Annotated in this window: 24 protein-coding genes; 12 read left to right on the top strand and 12 right to left on the bottom strand. The window is 67.0% G+C overall.

The window, feature by feature from the left end; translation table 11 throughout:
* Positions 1–31: 31 nt before the first annotated feature.
* Both KME82_RS17955 and KME82_RS17950 read right to left on the bottom strand, forming a co-directional pair.
* The gene (locus tag KME82_RS17955) at positions 32–1,456 is read right to left on the bottom strand and encodes a nicotinate phosphoribosyltransferase (protein WP_215495265.1); all 1,425 of its coding nucleotides are present in this window, start codon (positions 1,454–1,456) and stop codon (positions 32–34) included.
* 75 nt (positions 1,457–1,531) lie between these two features.
* Positions 1,532–2,587, bottom strand: coding sequence for a bifunctional nicotinamide-nucleotide adenylyltransferase/Nudix hydroxylase (locus KME82_RS17950; RefSeq protein WP_215495264.1), 1,056 nt, complete (start codon positions 2,585–2,587; stop codon positions 1,532–1,534).
* A 257-nt stretch (positions 2,588–2,844) separates the two neighbouring features.
* On the opposite strand from KME82_RS17950, the gene KME82_RS17945 reads away from it, so the two are divergent.
* Both KME82_RS17945 and KME82_RS17940 read left to right on the top strand, forming a co-directional pair.
* Complete coding sequence (locus KME82_RS17945) at positions 2,845–4,086, top strand: hypothetical protein (RefSeq protein ID WP_252255399.1); 1,242 nt, start codon at positions 2,845–2,847, stop codon at positions 4,084–4,086.
* A 122-nt stretch (positions 4,087–4,208) separates the two neighbouring features.
* Positions 4,209–5,114 carry a hypothetical protein gene (locus KME82_RS17940; RefSeq protein WP_215495263.1) on the top strand — a complete coding sequence of 302 codons (906 nt, stop codon included), beginning with the start codon at positions 4,209–4,211 and terminating at the stop codon, positions 5,112–5,114.
* Between the two features lie 208 nt (positions 5,115–5,322).
* On the opposite strand, the gene KME82_RS17935 is transcribed toward KME82_RS17940, so the two are convergent.
* Positions 5,323–5,547: an RNA-binding S4 domain-containing protein gene (locus KME82_RS17935; RefSeq protein WP_215495262.1), complete on the bottom strand. Its 225-nt coding sequence runs from the start codon at positions 5,545–5,547 to the stop codon at positions 5,323–5,325.
* A 161-nt stretch (positions 5,548–5,708) separates the two neighbouring features.
* Here KME82_RS17935 and KME82_RS17930 point away from each other — a divergent pair, with 161 nt between their 5' ends.
* Both KME82_RS17930 and KME82_RS17925 read left to right on the top strand, forming a co-directional pair.
* Complete coding sequence (locus KME82_RS17930) at positions 5,709–6,701, top strand: zinc-dependent alcohol dehydrogenase family protein (protein ID WP_215495261.1); 993 nt, start codon at positions 5,709–5,711, stop codon at positions 6,699–6,701.
* A 296-nt stretch (positions 6,702–6,997) separates the two neighbouring features.
* A complete protein-coding gene (locus KME82_RS17925; protein ID WP_215495260.1) occupies positions 6,998–7,387 on the top strand; it encodes an MAPEG family protein in 390 nt (129 codons plus the stop codon).
* A 3-nt stretch (positions 7,388–7,390) separates the two neighbouring features.
* Here KME82_RS17925 and KME82_RS17920 read toward each other — a convergent pair whose 3' ends face one another.
* Positions 7,391–7,684: a GIY-YIG nuclease family protein gene (locus KME82_RS17920; protein ID WP_215495259.1), complete on the bottom strand. Its 294-nt coding sequence runs from the start codon at positions 7,682–7,684 to the stop codon at positions 7,391–7,393.
* A gap of 231 nt (positions 7,685–7,915) precedes the next feature.
* Here KME82_RS17920 and KME82_RS17915 point away from each other — a divergent pair, with 231 nt between their 5' ends.
* Positions 7,916–8,959: a fatty acid desaturase gene (locus KME82_RS17915; RefSeq protein ID WP_215495258.1), complete on the top strand. Its 1,044-nt coding sequence runs from the start codon at positions 7,916–7,918 to the stop codon at positions 8,957–8,959.
* Between the two features lie 297 nt (positions 8,960–9,256).
* A complete protein-coding gene (locus KME82_RS17910; RefSeq protein ID WP_036110627.1) occupies positions 9,257–9,571 on the top strand; it encodes a metalloregulator ArsR/SmtB family transcription factor in 315 nt (104 codons plus the stop codon).
* Between the two features lie 75 nt (positions 9,572–9,646).
* Here the strand turns inward: KME82_RS17910 and KME82_RS17905 are convergent, their stop codons facing one another.
* The 4 genes from KME82_RS17905 to KME82_RS17890 form a co-directional block, all read right to left on the bottom strand.
* Positions 9,647–10,321, bottom strand: a complete 675-nt coding sequence (locus KME82_RS17905; RefSeq protein ID WP_215495257.1) for a serine/threonine protein kinase — start codon at positions 10,319–10,321, stop codon at positions 9,647–9,649.
* Between the two features lie 36 nt (positions 10,322–10,357).
* Positions 10,358–10,909, bottom strand: a complete 552-nt coding sequence (locus tag KME82_RS17900; protein WP_215495256.1) for an RNA polymerase sigma factor — start codon at positions 10,907–10,909, stop codon at positions 10,358–10,360.
* Positions 10,910–11,050: 141 nt separating this feature from the next.
* Entirely contained in the window at positions 11,051–12,133 is a 1,083-nt protein-coding gene (locus KME82_RS17895) for an SRPBCC family protein (protein ID WP_215495255.1), read from the bottom strand.
* The gene (locus tag KME82_RS17890) at positions 12,130–13,116 is read right to left on the bottom strand and encodes an acyl-CoA desaturase (protein ID WP_215495254.1); all 987 of its coding nucleotides are present in this window, start codon (positions 13,114–13,116) and stop codon (positions 12,130–12,132) included. The genes KME82_RS17895 and KME82_RS17890 overlap by 4 nt, the downstream gene beginning before the upstream one ends.
* A 389-nt stretch (positions 13,117–13,505) precedes the next feature.
* On the opposite strand from KME82_RS17890, the gene KME82_RS17885 reads away from it, so the two are divergent.
* A complete protein-coding gene (locus tag KME82_RS17885; protein WP_215495253.1) occupies positions 13,506–13,907 on the top strand; it encodes an Imm8 family immunity protein in 402 nt (133 codons plus the stop codon).
* A 35-nt stretch (positions 13,908–13,942) separates the two neighbouring features.
* Here KME82_RS17885 and KME82_RS17880 read toward each other — a convergent pair whose 3' ends face one another.
* Positions 13,943–14,473, bottom strand: a complete 531-nt coding sequence (locus KME82_RS17880; protein WP_215495252.1) for a GreA/GreB family elongation factor — start codon at positions 14,471–14,473, stop codon at positions 13,943–13,945.
* Between the two features lie 117 nt (positions 14,474–14,590).
* The gene (locus tag KME82_RS17875) at positions 14,591–15,160 is read right to left on the bottom strand and encodes a hypothetical protein (protein ID WP_215495251.1); all 570 of its coding nucleotides are present in this window, start codon (positions 15,158–15,160) and stop codon (positions 14,591–14,593) included.
* Between the two features lie 201 nt (positions 15,161–15,361).
* On the opposite strand from KME82_RS17875, the gene dbpA reads away from it, so the two are divergent.
* Positions 15,362–16,774 (top strand): ATP-dependent RNA helicase DbpA, encoded by a 1,413-nt coding sequence (dbpA, locus tag KME82_RS17870; RefSeq protein WP_215495250.1) that lies wholly within the window; start codon positions 15,362–15,364, stop codon positions 16,772–16,774.
* A gap of 739 nt (positions 16,775–17,513) precedes the next feature.
* Here dbpA and KME82_RS17865 read toward each other — a convergent pair.
* A complete protein-coding gene (locus tag KME82_RS17865; RefSeq protein WP_215495249.1) occupies positions 17,514–18,713 on the bottom strand; it encodes a glycoside hydrolase family 64 protein in 1,200 nt (399 codons plus the stop codon).
* Between the two features lie 254 nt (positions 18,714–18,967).
* On the opposite strand from KME82_RS17865, the gene KME82_RS17860 reads away from it, so the two are divergent.
* From KME82_RS17860 to KME82_RS17845, 4 genes are all read left to right on the top strand, one after another.
* On the top strand, positions 18,968–19,180 hold the full coding sequence (locus tag KME82_RS17860; protein ID WP_215495248.1) for a hypothetical protein: 213 nt from the start codon (positions 18,968–18,970) through the stop codon (positions 19,178–19,180).
* Position 19,181: 1 nt separating this feature from the next.
* Positions 19,182–20,594 carry a M1 family metallopeptidase gene (locus tag KME82_RS17855; protein ID WP_215495247.1) on the top strand — a complete coding sequence of 471 codons (1,413 nt, stop codon included), beginning with the start codon at positions 19,182–19,184 and terminating at the stop codon, positions 20,592–20,594.
* 251 nt (positions 20,595–20,845) lie between these two features.
* Positions 20,846–23,296: a TonB-dependent receptor plug domain-containing protein gene (locus KME82_RS17850; protein WP_215495246.1), complete on the top strand. Its 2,451-nt coding sequence runs from the start codon at positions 20,846–20,848 to the stop codon at positions 23,294–23,296.
* Positions 23,297–23,343: 47 nt separating this feature from the next.
* Positions 23,344–23,880, top strand: coding sequence for a TfoX/Sxy family protein (locus KME82_RS17845; RefSeq protein WP_215495245.1), 537 nt, complete (start codon positions 23,344–23,346; stop codon positions 23,878–23,880).
* A gap of 376 nt (positions 23,881–24,256) precedes the next feature.
* Here KME82_RS17845 and KME82_RS17840 read toward each other — a convergent pair whose 3' ends face one another.
* The gene (locus tag KME82_RS17840; protein ID WP_215495244.1) at positions 24,257–25,141 is read right to left on the bottom strand and encodes a LysR substrate-binding domain-containing protein; all 885 of its coding nucleotides are present in this window, start codon (positions 25,139–25,141) and stop codon (positions 24,257–24,259) included.
* Between the last annotated feature and the right edge of the window lie 78 nt (positions 25,142–25,219).

The raw sequence follows: 25,219 nt of genomic DNA, 5'->3' as shown, positions 1-25,219 counted from the left end.
AGAGGGGTTGGGGTGAGGGCCGCAAGCAAGCTCAAAGCCGGGTAGCGTTAGCCAACTCGCGCACCTGCGCGAACGTCCAGTCGTTGACCAGCTTGCCGTCCTCCCACACCGTCACCATCGCATCGTCGAAGCCCAGCGGCTTGACCGCTTCTTCCAGCGACGCCGCTTCCGGCGGCACCGGCACGGTCTTGAAATGGCCGTATTCGCGATGGCGCAGCAAGGTCATGCGGCCGCGCTTGCTCGACTTGCCCTTGTCGGTGACCGGGTCCTTGTACACGTCGATCCACTCGCCGTTGACCCGCGCCGCCGAACACTTGAGCGCGAACTTCTGGGTATCGCGATCCAGCCGCTGCAGCAACGCGCCGCCCATGCCGAAGGCGAGGTTGTCGGTGGCGTAGCCGTAGCTGGTGATGCGTTCGAGGATCGCGCGGATACTGGTCGGGTTGATGCCGTCGCCCTGGATCACGCGCACGTGGTTCAACACCTTGAAGCCCTTGCTGTTGACGGTGTGGCCGAAGGCTTCGTCGAGCAGGGTCACGCACTGATGCACGACGTCGACCGGATCGCCGGAGTCCGGACGCACCACCAAGGTCGCGCCCGAGGCGATCACTTCCTCGCGCAAGGTCTTGCCCCAATGCTCGCGGATGGCATGGAAGATGTCGTAGCTGTCGGACACCACCGCGACGATCGCGCCGGGCTTGCCGAACTGGGTCAGCATATTGCGGTAGGCATCGACCTCGTGCTCGCGGCCCCAACTGGTGATGGTGCTGTGCTCGGCGGCCGGAATCGAGAAACCGGCCATCGGCTCGTGATAGTAGCGCTTGGCCAGCAGCAGGCCCGAAACGGTGTCGGTGCCGAGGAAATTGACCAGATGCGCGGCGCCGCCGAACGCCGCCGATTCGGTGCTGGACACGCCGCGCGCGCCGAAGTCGTGCAGCTTGAACGGCAGCTGGCCTTCGGGGTCGTCGCTGGTGCGTTCCAGGAACTGGCGGATCGTCTGCTTGGCGTGCCAGCTGATCGTCGCCACCGTCACCGGATACCACAGCCGCAGCAGCAAGGTTTCAAGATACGACGGCACCCAGTACGCATCCGGATCGGTCGATTCGATCGTCACCAGCGCCTGGTGCGTCGGCACCACCGTGCCTTCGGGCACGGCGCGAATGCGGATCGGCATCAGGCCGCCGTGACGGTCGACGATGTAGCGCCAGCCGGTTTCGTTGAACGGCTCGCCGTGCGCCGCGAACAGGTCGCGCGCTTCATCGATGTCGGCGTGGGTGATCGGCTTGGCCAGGTATTCCTTGAGGATCGCCTGCAGGCCGAAGAACACGGTGCGGTCGTGCACGCCGCCGCGCGATTCGACATAGAAGAACGTCGCATCGGTACCGGGCGGGTATTGCAGCCAGTGGCTGGCCTTGTAGCTGTCGGTGTTGAGCAGCAGGTTGTCGAGGCATTGCATGACGGGAAGCTCCTTCGCGTCTGGGGTAAGCCGGCGGTCTGTCCGCCGGCGAGAGGCCGGGCGGTGCGTGTGCGCTTAGCCGCGGCCGAGAAAGAATTCGAGGATGTGCAGGTGGTCTTCGAACAGTTGCGGACCCATTTCCAGCGCCTCGCTGACCGCGATCCAGCGTGCCTTGTCGGCGTCGTCGCCGCCGCGCACCGGCGGCAGTTCGCCGGCCGGGAATTCGAAGTGGAAGGCGTGGGTGATGGTGCGTCCGCGCGCGCTGCGTTCGGGATGGTCGAACACGTGCTCGCCCTTGATCGAGCCCTTGAGCACCGGCAGCGGCAGCTTGAGCCGGGTTTCCTCGCGCAGCTCGCGCAGGCAGGCGTCGAGCAGGCTTTCGTGCTGACCCACGAAACCGCCCGGCAGCGCCCACAGGCCCTTGCCCGGTTCGGCGCGGCGGCGCACCAGCAGCACGTGGCCGGAATGCACGATCACCGCGTCGGTGGTGACGAAGGTCGGCGGGTAGGGCGCATCGCTCCAGGCCGCGCGGTACTGCTCGATGAACTGGTACTCGGCGACCAACTGGGTGAACGCCGGTGAGCTTTTGCGAAACGCTTCGAGCATGTCGAACACCGGGCCGGGCACGTTGGCGCGGATCAGCATCAAGCCGCCGTGGCTGTCGATCTGATTGGCTTCGAACAGGAAGCGGCGCAGCTCGGTGGCCGACAAAGTGGCGGTGTGGCTGACATCGACCAGCGGCCACTGCGGGAACTCGCGCAGGTAGTAGCTGGAGGCGTCCTTGTCCATGCCGATCAGGCCGATGCGCGCTTCGGCATCGCCGCCGTCGGCGCGCACCGCCTCGGCGACCGCGCGCTGCACGTTGGCGATCCACAGGCTCTCGTTGTAGAGGTGATCGCGCAACGGACGCACGATCAAGCGGTCGGCGGCATCGCTGAGCGCGGCCTGGATCATCACCGCGCGTTCGGCGACGGTGAACGGGTTCTTGGTGGTGCGGGGCGTGTCGGCGGAACCGACCAGGAAGATGACTTTGGACGCCTTGGCCAGAGCGTGGCGGGCGACGGCGGCGTGGCCGTTGTGGAACGGCTCGAAGCGGCCAATGAAAACCAGGTAATCGAATTCGATTGCCATGAGAATCCCTCACGGATTGGTGGATCGCCATCGGTCTGTCCGGTGGCGTATGGCGAATGCTACGCCGATGGGGGGCGTCGTCAAGTGCCGACCGCAGCGACGTACGCAAGCGTTTGAATCCGAAGCTACGGCGGTACGGGCTTTGGGTGGCATGGGCCTTGGACCGAAAGCAGCCGGGTCCTGTCGCTTCGGTTGGTGCGTGGTGTTCGCTCTCTTCGGTTGGTCGCGGCTCGCGCCGCTGCTACAGGGAGATTGCAATGATCATCGCGGGCCGACTCGTGTCGCACGCAAGCCCCTGTAGGAGCGGCGCGAGCCGCGACCGCGTTGCATCCACGGACGGCGACGCGATCCGACAGCGACGCGGCATCGATGTTCGCGGCTTACGATCACCGGCAATCCGCCCAAGCGCCGCTCATACCCACGGTGTCAACGCATACAATCGGCCGAACCACGCAAGGAGGCGCTCCATGGCGATGATCGTTCCGGAATTCTGGGCGGAGGCCCGGATCGGCGAGCAGTTCGGCCGCGATCACGCGTCCGGGCGACGTTCGCTGACGGTGCGTCGCTTCGGGTGGTCCAACGCCAACCTCGCCGACGCCCAGGCCATGGCCGATGCCCGCGCGCGCGAAGCCTTCGATCGCATCCTCGCCGGCGCCAGCCTGCCCAAGCGCGATCCGCGCGTGCCCTACGACGCCGAAGGCCTGCCGATCCGCGAGCAGATCGTCGAACGTCGCGGCGATATCGTCATCACCCGCAACAGCTACGGCGCGCGCTGCCTCAACTCGCCCGATGTGTTGTTCGCCGACGTCGATTTCGACGAGCCGGTATCGGCCTGGAACAAGTACTACTTTCTCTCATCGCTGGCGGCGGCGTTGATCGCCGGTGCGATGGCCCGGCATCTGGGGGTGTTCCTGCTGAGCTGGGTGTTCGCCACCGGCATCGCCATCGCGCTGGCCCAGGCGCGCGGCCGCGCGCGCCATCGCGCCGACGGCGGGGCCGAGGGGCGCGCACGCAAACGCATCGACGCCTTCGTCGCCGCGCATCCGGACTGGCATCTGCGCCTGTATCGCACGCCGAACGGCTTTCGCCTGCTGGCGATGCACCGGGTATTCGATCCGAACGATCCGGCGGTGGTCGAATTCTTCGAGGCGATCGGCGCCGATGCGTACTACGCGCTGCTGTGCCGGCGCCAGCATTGTTTCCGCGCGCGGGTCAGTCCGAAACCGTGGCGCATCGGCGAGCGGGCGCGATCGACCCGGGCCGGCGTGCCTTCGAACAATCCCGCGTCGATGCCCAAGGCCGGCGTATGGCCGATCGCCGCCGAGCGGATGCACGAGCGCGAACGCTGGGTCGACGACTACGAGCGCAAGTCGGCGGGCTATGCGTCCTGCCGTTTCGTCGAAGCGCTGGGCAGCCGCGATTACGTCATGGCGGCGCAGGCGGTGCAGCGGTTGCATGACGATCTGTGCCGGTCCGATAGCACCTTGCCATTGGCGTGAAGCAGACACTTGACCGCAAGCGCCACGCACAGGATTCTGGCCGCGCCATGGCCGGGGAGGCCGCTATGAAATCGTCTCGGACGTCGTCGTACCATCGGTTGCGTCCCTGGCGGATCGCGGGATTGAGCCTGACCTTGGCCGTTGGCGGCCTGGGCATGCTGGCGTTTTCGGTGTTGCAGGCGCAAGCGCGGGAAACGACGGGCGTGCAGGCCAGTGCACCGTTGGACGAGGATTCGCCAAGCGAGCGGATCGGTTCGCAGGTCCAGCGGCGCGGCCAACTGGTACAGACCGAACTGCTCGGCCTGCATGGTCAGCACGCTTGGGCGGGCGACTACTACGAAGGCGACGGTCTGGGTATGAATGTGCGTGTGCTGATCGCGCCCGGAGCCGGGGTCAGTTCCACCTGGCGCGGCTGCACCGGCATGTACGCCCAGAACGAGGGCGAGGTGCTGATGCAGGCCGACGGGTCGCTGAAATTGAACTATGCGCACTCGACCGACGGGCCTTTCAAACTGCCGACGCAACTGCGTCCCGTGCGATGGGGCGAACGGGTCTATTTGATCGGCGCATCCGATCCGATGACGTTCATCAACTCGATCAATATGGGCGAGGAGCCGCGCACGACGCCTTACGGGCATGTCCTGTTGCGCAAGGGCGACGAAGACAAAGCGGTGGTCGGCCTGCCCGATCTGCCCGCCGATCAACTCGCCGCCATCCGCAGCGTCGCCTTGAATCTCAAGGTGACCGCGTCCAGGCGCACATCCAGCGAACATCGTTATGGGTATTGCACCGACGCCTACGATCTGACGTTCGACCGCGGCACCGTCGACGGTATACGACCCGGCGTCGAGCTGCGGTTGGTTTCGAAGTCGCCCTATGGCGAACGCGTCAGGATCGTCAGTGCGCAACCGGAAGCATCGGTGGCCGAATGGCGGGACGTGAACCACAAGTGCGGGAAGGATCGCGGCGCCGAACTGCGTCGCTGGGTGTTTTCGACCGGAAGCTATCCCGAGCAGCCAGCGATGTGAGCGAAGTGAGGTTTCAGTGCGTTGCGACGAACTGAACCCACCCGGAGGACGGCGCCGCACTCATGCGTTATCAACGCGAGGATGGGCCGATGAACGCCTGGATCTCGTTCGCCAGAATTCGCCAGATACCGCCGCGCATCGCTCGGCGGTGTTCGCAACTGCGGGGTATTGCGCGCCCAACCGGCAGCATCGCTGCGCTGGCGGGCGCTCAGGCCGCGACCACCTCGATCGTCACGCCCTGGCAGGCCACCGTCTGCCCCGCGCGGATCTTGCAGGTCTTGCGCAGTTCCACCTGGCCGTCGACCCGGACCGCGCCGCTGGCGACGATCGCCTTGCCGGCGCCGCCGCTGTCGCACAGGCCGGTCAGCTTGAGCAACTGGTTGAGCTCCACGTAGTCGTGGCCGGGGTCGAGTTCGAAACGGATCGGTTGCATGAGGCCGTGGACGATGAAGGGCCAAGCAGGGTCGCAGCGCTGAGACGTGCGCGCAAGACGTTTGCACCGGGTCCGGCGTACTCTCGCGTATGCAGGTGCGTCGCGGCCGGTGGTCGGTCGCGGGCGCGGTCCCTTGTTCTCGTCCGGTTTGGAGTGACGCAATGAAGAAAGCCCAATACACCCAGCGCGGTCCGGTGCCGCAGGACGTCATCGACGCGGTGGAGTTCCAGACCCCGCCGCTGAGCGCGGGCCAGGTATTGATCGAAGTGCTGGCCGCGCCGATCAACCCGTCCGACGTGCTGACCCTGACCGGCGAGTACGGCCTGCTGCCGCCGTTGCCGGCGGTAGGCGGCAACGAGGGCGTCGGCCGGATCGCCGAACTCGGGCCGGAGGTGACCCAGCTGAAGGTCGGCCAGACCGTGCTGCTGCCGATCCAGGGCGGCAGTTGGGCCACCCACATGGTCGGCACCGCCAAGCATCTGATCGCCTTGCCGGGCGGCGCCGATCCCAAGCAACTGGCGATGATCACGATCAATCCGCCGACCGCCCTGCTGATGCTCAGCGAATTCGTCGACCTGCAGCCGGGCGACTGGGTGATCCAGAACGCGGCCAATTCGGCGGTCGGCACCTATCTGATCCAGATCGCCAAATCGCGCGGGCTGCGCACGATCAACGTGGTGCGGCGCGAGTCGGCGGTCGAGGCGGTGCGCGCGGCCGGCGCCGACGTGGTGCTGGTCGACGGCGACGACCTGGGCAAGCGCGCGCGCGAAGCGGCGGACAAGGCGCCGATCAAGCTCGGCATCGATGCGGTGGGCGGAATTTCGACCCAGCACATCGCGCAGTCCCTGGGCGAGGGCGGCATCGTGGTCAATTATGGCGCGATGAGCGGCGAGGCGTGTTCGATCTCGCCGGCCTCGTTCGTGTTTCGCGACGTGAGCCTGCGCGGGTTCTGGCTGTCGCGCTGGTTCCAGCAGGCGAGCCCGGCGCGGCGCACGGAAGTGTTCGGCGAAATCGCCCAGCGCGTCGCCAGCGGGCAGTTGCAGGCGCGGGTGCAGGCGACCTATGGGCTCGACCAGATCAAGGAAGCGGTCGCGGCCGCGGCGGCCGGCGAGCGCGACGGCAAGATTCTGATTCTGCCGAACGGGCCGGTGTGAGGGATGGTGGGGGCGGTGCCGGCGGCGGATGGTCGTCGGGCCGACCTGCGAGTTCGTTGGTCGTGCGAGCGGTTGGTGCGAGGTCTTTTGTGGGAGGGGCTTCAGCCCCGATGCTTTTGGCTCAGGTCGCTCGAAACTTCAAAGCTCGAACTCGAACTGATCGAAAAGCATCGGGGCTGAAGCCCCTCCCACAAAAGACCTCGCAGCCTCGCGGCATCTTGCGGATTCTTCAGCCTGTATCTTCTTCAACCTGCATCGCCTTCAGCCTTCAGCATCTTCAACGAGGTACATCGCCCATGAGCACCGAACTGCAGATGCTGGCCTGGGCGATCGCACTGGGCATCGTGCACTTGCTGGTCAACGCGAGCTTCATGACCGCCCAGCGCGGCGTGCGCTGGAACGCAAGCGCGCGCGACGGCGCGGTCGAACCCTTGACCGGCGTGGCCGCGCGCATGGACCGCGCGTGGCGCAATTTCCTCGAAACCTTTCCGCTGTTCGCCGCCGCGGTGCTGGCGGTCGGCCTCGCCGGCCGCGGCAACGACGACACCGCGCTCGGCGCGCAGTTGTACTTCTGGGCTCGGGTGGCTTACGTGCCGGTGTATGCCGCCGGCATCCCTTACCTGCGTTCGGCGGTGTGGGCGGTGGCGCTGTGGGGCCTGCTCAAGCTGCTGTGGGCGCTGCTGTAAGGCTCAACCCGAGCCGGCTTCGGCGGCGGCTTCGACCGGAATGTCGTCGCCGGCCTGCGCGCACAACCGGCGTTTGGCCGTCGGCGACAGCTGCTTGATCGCATATTCCGCGCGCAGCGCCGACGAACGGTCCGGATATATGAACCGCGCCAACAGTCGCAACGGCGGACGCGAACGCGTGTAGCGCGCGCCTTTTCCGGCCAGATGCTGGGCGTAGCGGCGTTCTACATCCAGCGCAATGCCGGTGTACAGGCTGCCGTCGCGGCATTCGATGACGTAGACGTACCAAGCGGACATGCCATTAGCCTAGCGGCCCGCAGGCGCAAGGCGTAGTGTGGGAACGCTCGGGGAACTCGCCAAACCGGCCGCGCCGACCGCAAGGTCCGGTGCCGACACCGCCACCGTCGGCGCGTGCGTTGGTCGCCATTTCCCGAAAGACCGGTCTCGATCACATCCATACGCACGCGCATGTCATTGCCAGGTCTTCGTGCGCTCACCACAATGCGATGTCCTGACTGGAGCTCCCGCTTGAACGCTGACGCCGATTCGCAACCTTCCGTATCCGTAACCAACCTGCGTCAGCTTTGCGCGCGTTTCGCCAAGCCTCAGACCGGACGGGCGGTGTGGCAACTGATCAACACCCTGGTGCCGTTCGCGGCGATGTGGGTGCTGATGGCCTGGAGCGTGATCGGTCACTGGGGCTACGGCTGGACCTTGCTGATGGCGATCCCGACCGCCGGCCTGTACGTGCGCACCTTCATCATCCAGCACGACTGCGGGCACGGCTCGTTCTTCGCCAGCAGCCGTGCCAACGACATGGTCGGGCGCTGCCTGGGCCTGGTGACCCTGTTCCCGTACGGGTACTGGAAGAAGACCCACGCCATCCACCACGGCACCTCGGGCAACCTCGACCGCCGCGAGATGGGCGACATCGAAACCCTGACCGTCGCCGAATACCGCGCGCGGTCCTGGCTGGGCCGTTTGAGCTACCGCCTGTACCGCAGCATCCCGGTGCTGCTCGGCGTCGGCCCGGTCTATCAGTTCGTGATCAAGCACCGCTTCCCGTTCGACCTTCCGTTCACCTGGAAGCGCGAGTGGGCGAGCGTGCTGTTCAACAACCTCGCGCTGGCGCTGACCATCGTCGCGATGGGCTTCGCGATCGGCTGGCACACGGTGTTCATGGTGCATCTGCCGATCGTGCTGCTGGCCGGCGCCGCCGGCGTGTGGCTGTTCTATGTGCAGCACACCTTCGAAGACGCCTACTGGACCCGCAAGGGCGAGTGGGATTCGCACGAAGCGGCGATCGCCGGCAGCTCGTATTACGACCTGCCGGGCATCGTGCATTGGTTCACCGGCAACATCGGCTACCACCACATCCACCATCTGGCCAGCCGCATTCCGAACTACCGCCTGCGCGAAGCGTTCGAATCCAGCCCGCTGCTGCAGGCCGCGCCGCGCCTGACCCTGTGGTCGAGCCTCAAGTGCGCGCGCATGAAGCTGTGGGACGAGGAGTTGCAGCGCATGGTCGGCTTCCCGAAGCGTCTGAAGCAAGCCCAGGCGCCCAGCGCCTGAAGCAAGCCCAGGCGCTGGGCGCCTGACGAATTCCCCCTCTCCCGCCACGCGGGAGAGGGCAGGGGTGAGGGCCTGATGGCCGGGAATCGGGAATGGGGAATGGGGAATGGGGAATCGCAAAAGCGACTCCCGATGTCCTGCCGATCCACCAGCCACCGCGGCTAGGCTCTCCCGATTCCCGATTCCCGATTCCCGATTCCCGGCCCCACAAACAATTAGCAATTTAGTTAAATAAGCACCACTATAACCGGACCCCGCGCCACCCCGGCGCGCGCCCCGACCGCAGCGGTGCTCCCCATGATGCAGGACAAGATCTTCGAAGCCCTGGCCTCGTCGCCGCGACGGCAGATCCTGGCCTTCCTGTCCGAACGCGAGCTCAGCGCCGGCGACATCGCCGCGCGATTCGAGATGAGCGCGCCGGCGATCTCGCGGCACCTGTCGGTGCTGGTCAACGCCGGCCTGATCAGCAGCGAGCGGCGCGGCCAGTTCGTGGTCTACAAGCTGGTCCCGGACCACCTGGTCAACACCCTGACCCAGTTCGCGTTCGAGATCTGCCCGGTCGGCGGACCGCTCAAACGCGAAAGCCGGCGCGCCAAGAAGGCGGCCGGCTGAGTGTCGCTGAAGTCGTCGCGCCGGCCGGTCTGATCGCCGGCGGTCGCGGCAACCGTCACCCGCCGCTAAGCGACCTCACTCGCGTTCGAACTGCGCGATCTCGTCGAGCAGCGCCTGCGCGCGGCGCAGGCTGACGCCGGTGACGCTGTCTTCCATCATTTTCGCCAGGCGTGGGCGGCTGGGCTGGCGCGACCAGCGATAGATCCCCCAGGTCGCGAGCAGGCCCGCCACCCCGACCGCGCTGCCGATGACGTAGACCGACGGCGCATGCAGGTAGATGTCGGCGCCGAAGAAGGTCATGAACAGCATGCTCACGAACGGCATCCACAACAGCCACCACGCCAAGCCGACCGCCAGGCCGGTGCGGATATAGGTCTTGCGCAGGCTCGCCAGGCGTTTCTGGATCGTCATCACCGGCGCGGTGTAGTCGGTCTTGGCGAGCAATCCCTGCATCGCGGCGCCGCAGACGACCAGGGCGACGCCGTAGACATGCACGATCAGGCCGAACACGAGCAGATGCGTGCGGTCCATGTAATGCATCCAGAACAACGCGCCCCAGACGATGCACACCACGCCGAACAGCATCTGCAGCGCCTGCCCCCAGACCAGCGGACGCAGGCCGGATTTCATCCGCTTGCCGCGCTCCTCGCGCAAACGCGCCAGATCCAGCGCGTACTGGCGATCGAGCTTGCGATCGAGTTCCTGCCAGGCCAGTTTGAAGTCGTCGAGTTCCATGGTCGTAGCGCTCATGTGGGTGTTGTCGTGTGGTGGTGGGATGCGTTGGCGTCAGTCGGCCAGATCGGTGCGGATGCGTTGCTTGAGCCGCGCGATCTTGGTCGCGACATTGGTCTCGCTCAGGCCGAGCACTTCGCCGATCTCGCGGTAGCTGCGCTCCTCCAGGTACAGCAGCAGCAGCGCGCGATTGAGCGGCTCCAGCGCGGCGATCAGCCGGTTGAGCGCGCGCAGGCGCTGCGCGGCCTCCGGGTCGGCGGCGCGTTCGTCGGCCACGTCGTGCAGTTGCTCGTCGAGCGCGACCGCGCCGCGTTGCCGCGGCGCATCGCTGCGCACCTGCGAGATCGCGACGTTCAGCGCGATCCGGTACATCCAGGTCGAGAAGCTGCGTTGCGGATCGAACGCGGGGAACGCGCGCCACAGCTGCACCGCGATTTCCTGGGCCAGGTCGGCGCGGTCTTCGTCGTTGCGGCAATAGGTGTTGGCGACCTTGTAGACGATGCCGCGATGGGCCTGCAGCAGCGCTTCGAAGCGTTGCTGCGCGGCCTCGCCCGGCGGATGGCCGGTGCTGTCGCCCTGTCTGGATTTGACCTCGGTGTGGTCCATCGCCTGCCGTTTCCCGTTCCGTATGCACCGTGATTCGCACGACGGCAGGAATCATCACACCCGCGGCGGGACGCGGGGTGAGGGCGGGGCAAGCCGATCTGATCAGGCCGATCGGGTCGGATCGGACCAGGCCGGGTCAGCTCAGGCGGACGCGGCGGCGGGTTCGGCGCGGTGGCGGTAGAAGTCGAGGATGACCTGGCTGAAATCGCCGATCAGCCAGTTCGCCAGCGGCACGGTGTACCAGTTGAAACCGGTGCTGACCCGGTAGTCCATGCGGATGCTCAGCTCGGTGGCGTTGCCGCGCGGGGTCAGGGTGTAGCGGGTGTCGAGCAGGTCGAAATAAGGCCCGCCGATGCGGACGTGATCGTCGAGCGCGCCGGCCGGGACCGAGTCGTCCGCGAACAGGTATTGCCAGCGCACGTATTGCCGCGGCTTCCAGTCGGCCGACACCTGCTGGAAGTGGATGCCCTTGCCCATGCGGACCTCGCGCACCAGACCGTCGCGGGTTTCGTGGGTCAGACCGGTCAGCGGCGTGGGCACGCCGATGCGGTACATCCAGGCGCGGTCGACTTCGCTGGCCTGGATATGGTCGGCGTCGAGCAGCACCTTCCACACGTCGGCGGGCGCGGCCTGGATCAGCACGCGGCGTTCGACGTGTTCGAAGCGTTGCGGCGTGTCCTGGCCGATGCCGAGCATGCCCAGCACCAGCGGCAGCGCGACGAAGCTGTACACCGTCTGCGCTTTGGCTGCGCGGACGCGGCAGATCTGGCCCATGATCAGCCCGCCGAGCGCACCCATGAAGGCGAACAGCGGCAGCACGATAATCACGCAGATCAGGCCTTCCCACAGCAGCAACATGCTGGTGAGCACGCACAGCGCCACGCTGAGCATCGGCATGAAGGCGTGGTAGAGCGCGCTGCGCGGCGCGGTCCGTTCGGCCAGGTACACGGTCATGGCGCCGATCGCGAACGGCGCCACCAGGATGAAGATCCACAGCATCGTCGCAAAGCTGCTGCCCGGCTCGCCGTCGAAGGCCCAGCGCAGGAACACGCCGATCAGCGCGCCGCCGATCACCGGCCAAAGCGCGCGCAGCAGCCATGCGAGCGCATCGCGCAGTTTTTGCGATTCCGATCGCGGTGGCGTGGGCAGGCGGGGCGAGCGCGGCGGCAGCGGCAGCGGCGGCAGCGATGGCGGAGTCGAAGGGTCGGAAGAATCGTGAGTCATCGAGTGGCCTGAGGGCTGAAGGCGGGCGAAGGCGTCGCGCGCAATGGCGCAGGCTCGGGATCGAGACGATGCAGTTCATCGCGCGGCGGCAAGTCCTCGGGCAGGCGCAGATCGCGCACCAGCCCCAGCCGTTCGCAGCCGCGCAGGAACCACCAGCCCGGGTCCCATTCGCCGGCATACAGGCCCAGCCGCGCCGAACCGGGAAACGCATGGTGGTTGTTATGCCAGCACTCGCCCATGGTCAGCAGCGACACGAACCGCACATTGCGGCCCTGCACCGCGGCGCCGCGCACCTCATGGTGCATGCCTCCGTGGTTGTGGGCGAAATAGCCGACCAGCCAATGCCCGAACACCCCTGCGGTGACCCGCGCGCACACGCCCCAGAACACCCAGCCCCAGCCGCCGATCGCGTAGAACCCCAGCGCCCACGGCAAGTGCTGCCACATCCAGGTGCGCTGCAGGAAACGGTAGAAACGATCGTCGGCGATGCGCGCTTCGATCTCGATCCGCGGCGGCTGCGCCAGGCGCAGTTCGCAATGCAGCTGCCACCACGCGTCGACATGGAAGCGGCGGCGATGGGCGAGGTAGTCGTGGCAGTCGGGCAGGCGCTGGGCGTAGTCGCGCAGGTCGTGGGTGCGCACCAGGCCGATCGGCCCGGCCAGGCCGACCTGCACGCCGCAGTAGACCAGCAGGTATTCCATCCACTTCGGGCAGGCGAAGCTGTCGTGGATCAGCTTGCGGTGCATGCCGAGCGAATGCCCAAGCAGCAGCACCGTCGCGGTCGACACCACGAACAGCGCGAACGCTGCCCACGAGAACGTCGCGATGCCGCCGGCCACCGCGGCGACGGCCATGATCGAGAACCACAGCGAGCGTACCGGCTCCCAGACCACGCGGCCGTCGCTGACGCTGCGGATCGATGCGGCGACTTCGGCCTGGGATTGGACGCGGTGCGACTGCAGGCTTGCGGGCAATGCGTTCATGACCTCTCCATGGTGGAACTGTACCGGCGTGTCCGATGCGGGCGCGGGGTCCGCGAGCACGGCCGGGTTGTCCGGGCTGGCATCGGCTTATGTATTCAGCAATTAACTAATTTGCTAAATGATTTGCCCGGACGGCGGGAGGCGTCAAGCGCGGGCCGACGAGCGGTTGGCCGCGCGATCGCTGGAGACGCGGCTGGTCGTCGGCAGTTGCGCGGTGCCCGGATCGAAAAGCGTCGGGCCTGAAGGCCGTCCCACGCAGAGCTCGTGCTTGCCGGTGGTCGAAAAGCCGGCGCGAGCAAGCGATGACTCCGCAACAGACGTTAGGATTTCAACGCCTTCACGGCCGTGACGGCTGCGAGTGCGAAGTTCACGTGGATGCGGAGGCATGAGTGACCCTGAATCTCGAAATTCTCGACCTCAGCTGCCTGGATATCGACGACCCGTCCGCATGGCAGCCCGCGTCCCCCGCGGATGTCTATCTGATGGTCGAGCTGGAGATCGGCGAGGCGGGCGTACCCGGCGGGCATGTTTTCCAGTTGCTGGTGGCGACGCCGCAGGGCGTGAGGACGCATCACCAGGGCCGTGCGCTGCAGGCGTTCACGTCGATGCGCAAACGCGGGACGACCTTCGACATCGACGCGCTGCTCGTCGTCGACCCTTACGACTGGAATTGGGTGCATGACACGCTGCGGCAGCGGGTGAAGTCCTGCGAGCGATCGACCTGGGCCGAATCGCTCGACTGCCTGCGCACGAAATTCTTCTGGGAATACGAAGGCATCGAGTACCGATAGCGGCGCCGCGACCGCCCGGCGCGATGAAATCCGCCTCAGCCGTACTCGATCGCCAGCACTTCGACGGTGAGATCCCCGGCCGGCCGCTTCCACACCGCGCTGTCGCCGACCCGCGCGCCGTGCAGGCTGCGCGCCAGCGGCGAAACCCAGCTGATCAGGCCGTGTTCGGGATCGGCTTCGTCTTCGCCGACGATGCGGTAGCGGTGTTCGTGGCCTTCCTCGTCGATCAGCTCGACCCGCGCGCCGAACGCGACCCGGTCGGCCGGCTGGCGTTCGGGCGCGATGGTGATCGCGCCGAGGATGCGCGCCTGCAACCAGCGGATGTCGCGATGCACGTGGGCGCGTTCGAGCTTGACCCCGACCCGTTCGCCGCCACCGTCGTCCTCGCTGGCCGCGGCGATTTCCGCGTCGAGCGCGGCCAGGCGGCGCGAGGTGTCGTCCAGGCGCGAGCGCAGCAGCGCCATGCCGCGCGGGGTGACGTAGTTGGGATGTTCGCTGATCGGCAGCTCGGGCAGATCGCCGGTGCTGTCGTCGCCATCGCCTTCCTTGACGAAGGCGCGGCTCATGCGGAAACGGTCGGATCGGGCATCGGCCCAATGTAGACGAATCGAGGTTGCCGCGGGGTGAGCGATGCGATTGGACCGAATGTGCAAGCCTCGGGATCCGGGTGTCCCGTGGTGCGTTCATTCGACGAAATCGTACAGCCGATAGATCCACGACAGTTGATACAGCAAGCTGATGATCACGAAGGCCCGATGGAAGCGCAGCGAACGGGTGCGCATCGCGATCAGGCACATGACCACATAGGCCAGATTGCGCAATGGATACTCGATGCCGAAGGCGTCGAAATACTCCCGGCCTTTGATCAGCGTGTCGCCGAAGTCGATCACATAGAGCAGAGCCATGATGGCGAAGAACCAGGCGCGCCGCGACAGGAAATAATCCTGCCAGCCCTCGTAGTCGCCGATGTCGTCGGGAAACAGCAAGGTGCATAGCAGAAACAGGACCACGACGTAGGCGATCAGGAACGCGAACGACACGAAGCTCCACTGCGGCAGATGCACCAGGCGGAATTCCCACCACCAGAAATGCGCGAGCAGGGTGAACATCGAGATCGCCCAGCCGATATGCACCCAGAACACGCGTTCGCGGCCGGGGTGCTGGACGAAACGGGCCAGGCCCTTGAGCAAGGTGGCGATGGCCAGGCCCAGCACGATGCCGAGCAGGACGCGGATATGCAGGAACTGCTCCATGGGACGGCCTCCGGATCGGTGGCGGCGGGGAAGTTCTGGGGCGCTGCGACCACAGGATAGGACGATGCGGGCGTGCGGGGGCGACGTCGGGGCGATCGCGGCGCCGTCGATGCCCGCATTTGAGCGCTCTACGCCGAAGCCCGGTATTCGCCTCGGAGGGGGTTTCTGGCCGGTGGGCACCCGAAGCTGCGATCATGGCGCATGACCGATCAACTTCCGCCCGCCGCCACCGCTGCGGCCGCCACCGCTTTCGATTCCCTCGCCCTGAGCCCGGCCCTGCTGCAGGGCGTGGCCGCGCTGGGCTATACCGTGATGACCCCGGTGCAGGCGCGCGCCTTGCCGGCGATCCTGGAAGGCCGCGATCTGATCGCGCAGGCCCCGACCGGCAGCGGCAAGACCGCGGCGTTCGGCCTGGGCCTGCTGCAGCGGCTCGATCCCGCTGCGATCCGCACCCAGGCGCTGGTGCTGTGCCCGACCCGCGAACTCGCCGATCAGGTGGGCAACCAGCTGCGCAAGCTGGCCTTCGCGATTGCGAACTTGAAAGTCTCGGTGCTGTGCGGCGGCATGCCGCTCGGCCCGCAACTGGCCTCGCTGGAACACGCGCCGCATGTGGTGGTCGGCACCCCGGGCCGCTTGCAGGAATTGCTGCGCAAGAAGGCGCTCAAGCTCGACGGCGTGCGCACGCTGGTGTTCGACGAGGCCGACCGCATGCTCGACATGGGCTTCGAGGAGCCGATGCGCGAGATCGTCGCCAAGACGCCGAAGACCCGCCAGAGCCTGCTGTTCTCGGCGACTTTTCCCGATGCGATCCGCGATCTCGCGCGCGCCGCGATGCGCGAGCCGCTCGAAGTCACGGTCGAAGGCGAGGCCACCGCGCCGCAGATCGAACAGTATTTCTACGAGGTCGAACCGACCCGCAAGACCCCGCTGCTCGCCGCGCTGCTGCTCGAATACCGGCCCGACTCGTGCGTGGTGTTCTGCAACATGCGCAAGGACACCGAGGAAGTCGTCGGCTCGCTGAGCCATTACGGCTTCACCGCGCTGGCCTTGCACGGCGACATGGAGCAGCGCGACCGCGACGAAGTGCTGGTGCGTTTTTCCAACCGCAGCTGCAACGTGCTGGTCGCCAGCGACGTGGCCGCGCGCGGGCTCGACGTCGAGGACCTCGGCGCGGTGGTCAACTACGACCTGCCGACCGATCCGGACGTGTACGTCCACCGCATCGGCCGCACCGGCCGCGCCGGTCGCGGCGGCGTCGCGCTGAGCCTGTGCGGCCCGCGCGAAACCGGCCGCGCCCAGCAGATCGAACAAAGCCAGGGCGCGCCCTTGAACTGGCGCCGCGCCGAACCGCTGAGCGGCAAGGCCAGGAACGCGCCGGCCGCGCCGATGGCGACCTTGCGCATCGACGCCGGCAAGACCGACAAGCTGCGTCCCGGCGACATCCTCGGCGCGCTGACCGGCGATGCCGGCCTGAAGGCCGAGGCGGTCGGCAAGATCAACGTCTACGCGACGCGTTCCTACGTCGCCGTCGCGACCGGCCAGGCCGGCGCGGCGCTGGCGCGCTTGCGCGAGGGCAAGATCAAGGGGCGCAAGTTTCGGGTGAATCGGATTTGATCTTGGCGTTTGTGTGGTGATAGCGCGCCGCGCACCGCGCACCTTTGAAGTCCGACTGTAGGAGCGGCGCAAGCCGCGACCGCGCTGCTGGAGTTGCGGCGTGAGCCTGATGTCGCGGTCGCAGCCCGCGCAGCTCCTACAGGGCGCGATCGTGGCTGCGTCGCGTGTGATGTAGGCATGGACGAAGTGGTTGCGGTATCGCCGCAGGCCGACTGCAGGAGCGACGCAAGTCGCGACCGCGCCACCGCACTTGCGGCGTGAGCCCGATGTCGCGGTCGCAGCTCGCGCAGCTCCTACAGGGCGCGATTGCGGCTGCGTCGCGTGTGATGTAGGCATGGACGAAGTGGTTGCAGTATCGCCGCAGGCCGACTGTAGGAGCGACGCAAGTCGCGACCGCGCCACCGCAGTTGCGTCGTGAGCCCGATGTCGCGGTCGCAGCTCACGCAGCTCCTACAGGGCGCGATCGTGGCTGCGTCGCGTGTGATGTAGGCATGGACGAAGTGGTTGCGGTATCGCCGCAGGCCGACTGTAGGAGCGACGCAAGTCGCGACCGCGCCACCGCACTTGCGTCGTAAGCCCGATGTCGCGGTCGCAGCTCGCGCAGCTCCTGCAGGGGGCGATCGTGGCTATGTCGCGTGTTGTCGATACAGGTAAAAGGAACCGTCGCCCATGCACGGCTCTGTACGCACGGCAACCGCGATGCGCCGCGCGCCTCCTGGCGGCGACGCACCGCGACCATTCACCGCAACGCGCGCACCGTCACCGTCAACGTATCCGGATCGCCCGAACGCGCCGCGCCGCTGAAATCCTGGCCGCCGCTGGGCGCCACGTCGTCGTACGGGAAGGCGTAGCCGCGGTTGTCGGGCAGGCGCTCGTGGACCAGGCGCGCGTAGTGGTTGGTCTGGGGGTTGCGGTAGAAGCGGCTGGCGACTTCGCCCTGCGGCTGGTTGGCGTTGTCGAGCAAGGTGGTGCGATTGAGCGCCGCGGCCAGGCGCGGAATGATCGCCTTGCGCACCTCGCTGGCGCCGGCCAGGCTGAAGGGGCCACTGTCGCAGCTGAGCACGTCGGCGGTGCTCGGGCGGGCGAAGGTCTCGCCGTTGTTGAAGCGCAACAGGCCGTCGCCGCCGACCCGCGCGGTCAGCACGCCGAAGCCGGACTGGGTGTCGACGGTCAGCGTGTTGGACGCGTACTTGCTCCAGACCGAGTTGATGTAGCCGCTGAGGTAATTCTGGAACCGGCTGGCCTGGTAGTGCGCGCTCATCGCGCGCAGGTTGCGGCCGTCGCTGCCGCGCTGGATCAGCGAATCCCAGGCCGAACCTTCCTGCGTCGCCTGTTGTTGCAGCGCGTAGCAGATCGGATCAAGCGAACCGGCCGGCAGGCCCGGAACGGTTTCGACCCGGCCCGACAACGAGCGCAGCGACAGGCCCAGCGGGGTGGCGACGAAGTCGACGTAGCTGATGTTGGAGAACAGTTCCCACTCGTTGAAGGTGAACTCGGCGAAGGTCCAGTTCTTCTGGAAATTGGTGTCGCTGGTGTTGAGGAAACTCGGATGCACCACGGCCGGGCCGGGGTTTACGTAGAAGTTGAGCTTGCTGCCGGTGACCACGTAGATGCGCGCGCCGTACATGCGCGGCACCGCCACGCGCGTCGACGAGCCCTGGCCGCCGAGCGGGATCGCGCAGTCCGCGCCGAGCGGCGTGACCGGCGACGAGGGCGAGGGCGGGTAATAGCTGCTGCCGTCGGCGCGCACGAACAACGGCTGGTTGTTGGAGAAGCCCACCACGTAGGCGTAGGCGGTGTTCTGTCCCGAGGCGTTGACCAGGTTGAGGGTGAAGCGTGCGGGCGTGGCGGCGAGGGCCGAGCGCGACACCAGCGGACCGGCGACGCCGGCGGCGAGCGCGGCGGCCGAGGCACCGAGGAATTTGCGGCGAGTGACCATGCGTTGGGGCTCCTGAGCGAGGCAAGCCCCTGGGCTTTCCCGAGGTCGGCCGCGGGGCCGGATGGTTCGGGGCGGCGCGCAAGGCGTCGCGAAAAGCATGAGAGCTTGACGTGGATGGGCGTGATCGCCCGCGACGCGATCGCCCGCGCGCCTGCGCTCACGGCCCGCACCATGTCCTATAACTGACAGCGCTGTCAGTGATCGGGGGCGCAGATCGGCAAGCATGAACGGGCGGGGCCTGGACGCGGTGCGCGATGCTGAACAGCGGTCCGGTTCGGTTCGATCCGGCCCGCATCGATGCCTTGCCGGATCGGTCCGCTCGCGCGCTTTCCCCGCGCGGCCTGGTCCTTGATGAACGGCCGGGGTTCAGCCGCGCGCCGACATCGGCGATCATCGACAACCGGATCGATCGATATCTGGACCGCGCCGCGCCAGGATGCGCGCCGCGAGGGGTAGAACGGAGTTGATATGCACGATGCAGCAAGTTTCACCGCGCCGCGTTCACCGCGCGCAACCGGCCGCGGCGCGGCCCGCACATTGATCCGCCATGCGGCCATGGCGCTGGCCTGCGCCGCGTTGGGATCGGCCTTCTCGGCTAGCGCGCAGACGCCGCCCGAACGCGCCGGCGCGAACCTCGACGTGCTGCACTACACCGCACGGATCGAACCGGACATCGCTGCCCGCACGCTGCGCGGCGAGGTCGCGATCCGGCTGGCGATACGCAGCGGCGGCGCGCAGTCGATCGAATTCGATGCCGGCGATCTGGACATCGACGCGGTGCGCGAACACGGCAAGGCGCTGGGTTTCGAAAAGATCGACAAGCGCGTGCGCATCCGCCTGCCGGCGCCGGCGGTCGCGGGCGAACGCCGCGAGATCGACATCGCCTATCACGGCGCGCCGCGCCACGGCCTGGAGTTCCATCCCGAGCGCAACGAGGTCTACACCATCTTCTCGACCAGCCAGTGGCTGGTGTGCATCGACGCGCCGGTCGAACGCGCGACTCTGGACCTGACCGTGACCGTGCCCAGCGGCCTCAAGGCGGTCGGCAACGGCCGGCTGGTGGCGAAGTCGGCGCTCGGCGGGCGTCGCGATTCGTACCGCTGGCGCCAGGACCAGGCGATGCCGAGCTATGTCTACGGCTTCGCCGCCGGCCGCTACAACGAGGCCAGCGGCAGCGGCGAGAACGGCGATCTTCGCTTTCTGTCGGGCGATCTCGACAGCGCGCAGCTGCGCCGGGTGTTCGCCGACAGCGCCGACATGCTGCGCTTCTTCGGCCGCCGCGCCGGCATCCGTTATCGCGGCCCCTACACCCAGGCGCTGGTGGCCAAGACCATCGGCCAGGAGCTCGACGGGTTTTCGCTGATGTCGGAAGCCTACGGCCGCGAAGTGCTGGACAAGCCCGAGGCGCAGTCGCTGATCGCGCACGAGATCGCGCACCAGTGGTGGGGCAACCGCATCACCTGCCGCGATTGGGGCCACTTCTGGCTCAACGAAGCCTTCGCCAATTTCATGGCCGCCGCCTACATGCAGCACCGTTTCGGCGAAGACAGTTACCGCGAGCGGGTCGAGCTGTGGAAGCGGCGGCTGGACAAGCTGCGCGCCGACGGCAAGGACCACGCGCTGGTGTATGCCTCGTGGTCGCGGCCCAGCGCCGACGATCGCGCGGTGGTGTACCAGAAGGGCGCCTACGTCCTGCACCTGCTGCGCGAGGAGCTCGGCGAGCGCGCGTTCTGGCGCGGCATCCGCGCGTATACCCGCGCGCATTACGGGCATTCGGTGGTGACCTCGGATTTCCGTCAGGCGATGGAGCGGGCGAGTGGGCGCGATCTGTCGGCGTTCTTCGCGCGCTGGGTGGAGTCGGGCGAGGCGATGGCGAAGTAGGGCGCCGCGGCGAATCCATGCAATCCGACTGTAGGAGCGGCGCAAGCCGCGACCGCGAAACCTCGGTAACGTCGTAGGCCAGGTTTCGCGGTCGCGGCTCACGCCGCTCCTGCAGTCGGGGGTGTGGCGATCGCGGCCATCGGGCCGTGCCTGCATCACACTTCACGTTTTCGGTTCGGACGCTGTGCGCAAACAGGCGTGTTGGCTTTAGGCTAGGCGATCGCCCAGCCAGACCCGCAAGGAATCACGCCATGACCCAGCTCCGCCTCGCCCCCCGCCGTGCTCGCCTGCACCGCGCCAGCCTCTACAGCGCCTGCGCGCTATCGCTGGCCAGCGGCTTGTTCGCCGGCACCGCACTGGCCCAGGACGCCCAGGACGCCGCCCCGGCGCCGGCGCCGGCCAGCGAGGCGCGGACCCTGGAGACGGTGTCGGTGCTCGGCTCGCGGCGCAGTCAACGTTCCTCCGACACCACCTCGATCTCGCCGGTCGACGTGCTGCCGATGGCCAAGGCGGCCGAAGAAGGCGGTCAGTTCGATCTCGCCCAGTCGCTGCAATACACCGCGCCCTCGTTCAACTCGACCCGCCAGAGCGGCGCCGACGGCGCCGACCTGGTCGACTCCGCCGCGCTGCGCGGCCTGGGCTCGGACCAGACCCTGGTGTTGGTCAACGGCAAGCGCCACCACACCACCGCGCTGCTCAATCTGTTCGGCGCGCGCAACCGCGGCAACACCGGCACCGACCTCAACACCATTCCGCTGATGGCGATCGACAGCGTCGAGATCCTGCGCGACGGCGCCGCCGCGCAGTACGGCTCGGACGCGATCGCCGGGGTCATGAATATCTCGCTGAAAAAGCGCAAGGGCTGCGAAGCGGTCGCCGGCTACGGCCAGTATTCCAAGGGCGACGGTGAAAACTGGCTGGCCAGCGCCTACTGCGGTTTCGGCCTGGGCAGCGACGGCAGCCTCGGCATCACCGGCGAGTGGCAGGACCGCGGCCGCTCCGACCGCTCCGAACCGGCCGGCAGCCCGCGCATCATCGGCGACTCGAAAGTCCGCAACGAAACCTTGTTCCTCAACGGCGACAAGCCGCTGACCGAAAACCTCGACCTGTACTTCACCCTGGGCGTGCAGAAGCGCGACGCGTCCTCGGCCGCGTTCGCGCGCGACGGCCTGGGCTCGGAAGACATCCCCTCGCGCAACTCCGCGGCGATGTACCCCGACGGCTTCGTGCCCTTCATCGACGGCGAGCTCGACGACCGCTTCGGCATCCTGGGCCTGCGCGGCACCCTGGGCGAATGGAACGCCGACCTGTCCTACACCCACGGCTACAACAAGCTGCGCTACACCATCAACAACACCCTCAACGCCTCGCTCGCCAATCTTGATTTGCTCAACGGCGGTCAGGGCGTGAGCGCGCGCAGCTTCAACGCCGGCGGGTTCTCGTTCGAACAGAACACCGTCAACCTCGACATCAACCGTTTCTACGACCAGGTGTTCAACGGCCTCAACCTGGCCTTCGGCCTGGAACGCCGCGACGAGAAGTACAAGATCTTCGCCGGCGAACCGGGTTCCTACATCGACGCCGACGGCGTGGGCGTCGGCGGCAACGCCGGCAGCCAGGGTTTCCCGGGCTTCCAGCCCGGCGATGCCGGCAGCCACAGCCGCGACAGCTGGGCCGCCTATGCTGACGTCGAAGCCGACTTCACCGAGCGCTTCACCGCCGGTGTAGCGGTGCGCTACGAGGACTACAGCGATTTCGGCAAGACCACCACCGGCAAGCTCGCCGCCGGTTTCCGCGCCACCGACACCTTGATGTTCCGCGCCTCGGCCAGCACCGGTTTCCGCGCGCCGTCGCTGCAGCAGAAGTTCTTCTCCTCGACCATCACCGACTTCGTCAACGGCGAGCCGGTCGACGTGGTGATCGCGCCCAACGGCGGCACCATCGCCAACGCCGCCGGGCTGCCGCTGCTGACCAAGGAAAAATCGCGCAACTACACCCTCGGTCTGACCTGGTCGCCGACGGCCGCCACCTCGTTGACCTTGGATGCGTACCGCATCGACATCGACGACCGCATCGTGCTCAGCGGCCGCTTCGACACCACCGATCCGACCATCGGCTCGATCCTCGATTCGCTCGGTGTCGGCCAGGCGCAGTTCTTCGTCAACTCGGTCGATACCCGCACCGAAGGCGTGGACTTCACCTTCAACAACGAGTGCGAGCTGGGCAACGATTTCAAGCTCGGCACCTTCTTCGCCTTGAACCTCAACCGCACCAAGGTCAACGCCATCCACGCGCCGCCGGCGCTGGTCGGCCGCGAAGACGTGCTGTTGTCCGAGCGCGAGCGTTTGTTCATCGAGCAGGGCGCGCCCAAGTCCAAGGCCGTGCTCGGCTTCGACCTGTCGCGCGGCGCCTGGGACGGCAACCTCAAGCTGATCTATTTCGGGCCGCAGACCCTGGGCACGTTCTCGGGCACCGCCGCCGGCGTGCCGAACGCGCACTACAAGGCCAAGAGTTCGGCCGACCTGAGCGTGACCTACGCCTTCAGCGACAACACCAAGCTCACCGTGGGCGGCACCAACCTGTTCAACGTCAAGCCGACCCGGCAGAACCCGGACGAAACCGACAACGGCCACGTCTTCGACAGCGTCCAGTTCGGCTTGAACGGCACGGCCTACTTCGTACGCCTGTGGCATAAGTTCTGATCGCGCGGCGCTGACGCGGCGGCGGCAACGGCGATAAGATCGCAGCCATGAGCGCCGATCTTATCGCCCACCTGCACGACGTGGCCTCGGACTTCGGCGCGCTGAGCGTGCGCCGGATGTTCGGCGGTTACGGCATCTACCACGACGGCGTGATGATCGGATTGATCTCCGGCGACGTGCTGTATCTGAAGATCGACGAGCAAACCCGCGAGCGTTTCCGCGTGGCCGACAGCGGGCCTTTCATGTACACGCGGCGCGGCGAGACGGTGCCGACGAGTTACTGGTCGGTGCCGGAGGCGGCGATGGATTCGCCGCAGGAGATGAAGCCATGGCTGCGCCTGGCCTACGAGGCCGCGGTGCGCAAGGCGAACGCCCCGGCGAAGGTCGGGCCGCGCAAAGCCGGGCCGGTTAAAACCAAGCCGTCGAAAGCAACGTCTGCGACAGCCAAGGCCGCGACAGTTAGAGCGGGCAAACCCGGCGTCGCGAAACCCACGCTCGCGAAAGCCAAGTCTGAGAAAGCCAAGTCCGGGAAAGTCAGGTCGGCAACAACAAAACCCACGAAGCCCGACGCCAAGCGTCGATGACGGGTTTCTTTCTTGCTAGTCGCTTTTAGCCGTCATCCCCGCGAAGGCGGGGATGACGGTAAGCCGTGGCGCGGATGCGCGGCTGTCGCTTGGGCGATGGTCTCGTTGACGATGGTCTTTCATTCAACGTCGCTGGATGTCCAACTGCGGCGAAGTCGGCGAGCGCTTGAGTTCGCGCGAATGACGCCCGGAGAGATTCGCGACGACGTTCAAGTCGAGGCTTCTGTTTTGCTCGTCATCCCCGCGAAGGCGGGGATCCAGAGACTTCAGAGTCATGCGTCGGTGAAGCCCTGGATCCCCGCCTTCGCGGGGATGACGAGCAGAAGGAGTCATACAGCAACTCGCGGTTATCGACGATGCGGTCGACGACGCAATCTCAGCGCTTATCCACCGCCAGCAACCAATCCAGAAACGCCTGCGCCGCCGGCCGCAGCCGCCGGTGCGAGGGATAGATCGCGTAATAGCCCCAGCGCGCTGGCATCGCCGGGCCGGGCAGGCGGATCAGCTGGCCCGAACGCAGGTACGGCACCACGATCTGTTCGCGCGCCAGCGCCACGCCGATGCCTTGCGCGGCGGCCATCATCGCGTCGGTGGTGTTGCTGAAGATGTAGCGCTCCTCGAGCTTGCGTCCATGCACGTCGGCGGCGCGGAACCAGTCGTGCCAGCCCTGCCGCGCTTGATCGGCGATCAGCGGCAATTCGGCGATCTGCGCCGGTTCGGTGACTTGCTCGATGCCGGGAAACGCGGGCGAGGCGACCGGGAACAAGGCGTCGTCCATCAGATGATGCGCGGTCAGCCCCGGCCAATGGCCCGCGCCGTGGCGCACGCCGAGGTCGGGACCGCTGTCGTCGAAGCGGGTCAGCGCGATCTCGGTATCGACCCGCAACTGGATGTGCGGATGAGCGCGGGTGAACCCGCCCAGGCGCGGCAGCAGCCAGGTGTAGGCGAGCGAGTGCAGGGTGGTGATGCGGACCCGGTCGCGCTCCTCGCGCGCCAGTCGCAGGCTGCGCAGCACGCCGTCCATGTCGGCCAGGGCGGTGCCGGCGGCATCGGCGAGCTGGCGGCCCTGGTCGGTCAGCGCGACCCCGCGCGCGTGGCGCTGGAACAGGCTCAGGCCGAGCCGGCTTTCGAGCTTGCGCACGTGATGGCTGACCGCGCTGGCGGTCAGGTGCAGTTCCTCGGCGGCATGGGCGAAATTCTGGTGCCGCGCCGCCGCTTCGAACGCTGCCAGGGCCGGCAGCCAGTCCGCTCTCAGAGCCATGTCGAGCCTTGAGTCATATTTGTGGCTGGGTTCGAAAGTATGCGCTTGCATGACTTTGGCGGCCAGTCAGAATAGGTG

It is taken from the genome of Lysobacter capsici (assembly GCF_018732085.1).
GTDB lineage: Bacteria > Pseudomonadota > Gammaproteobacteria > Xanthomonadales > Xanthomonadaceae > Lysobacter > Lysobacter capsici_A.
The sequence above is the reverse complement of the archived record's forward strand: the minus strand, read 5'-3'. Positions and strand labels throughout refer to the sequence as shown.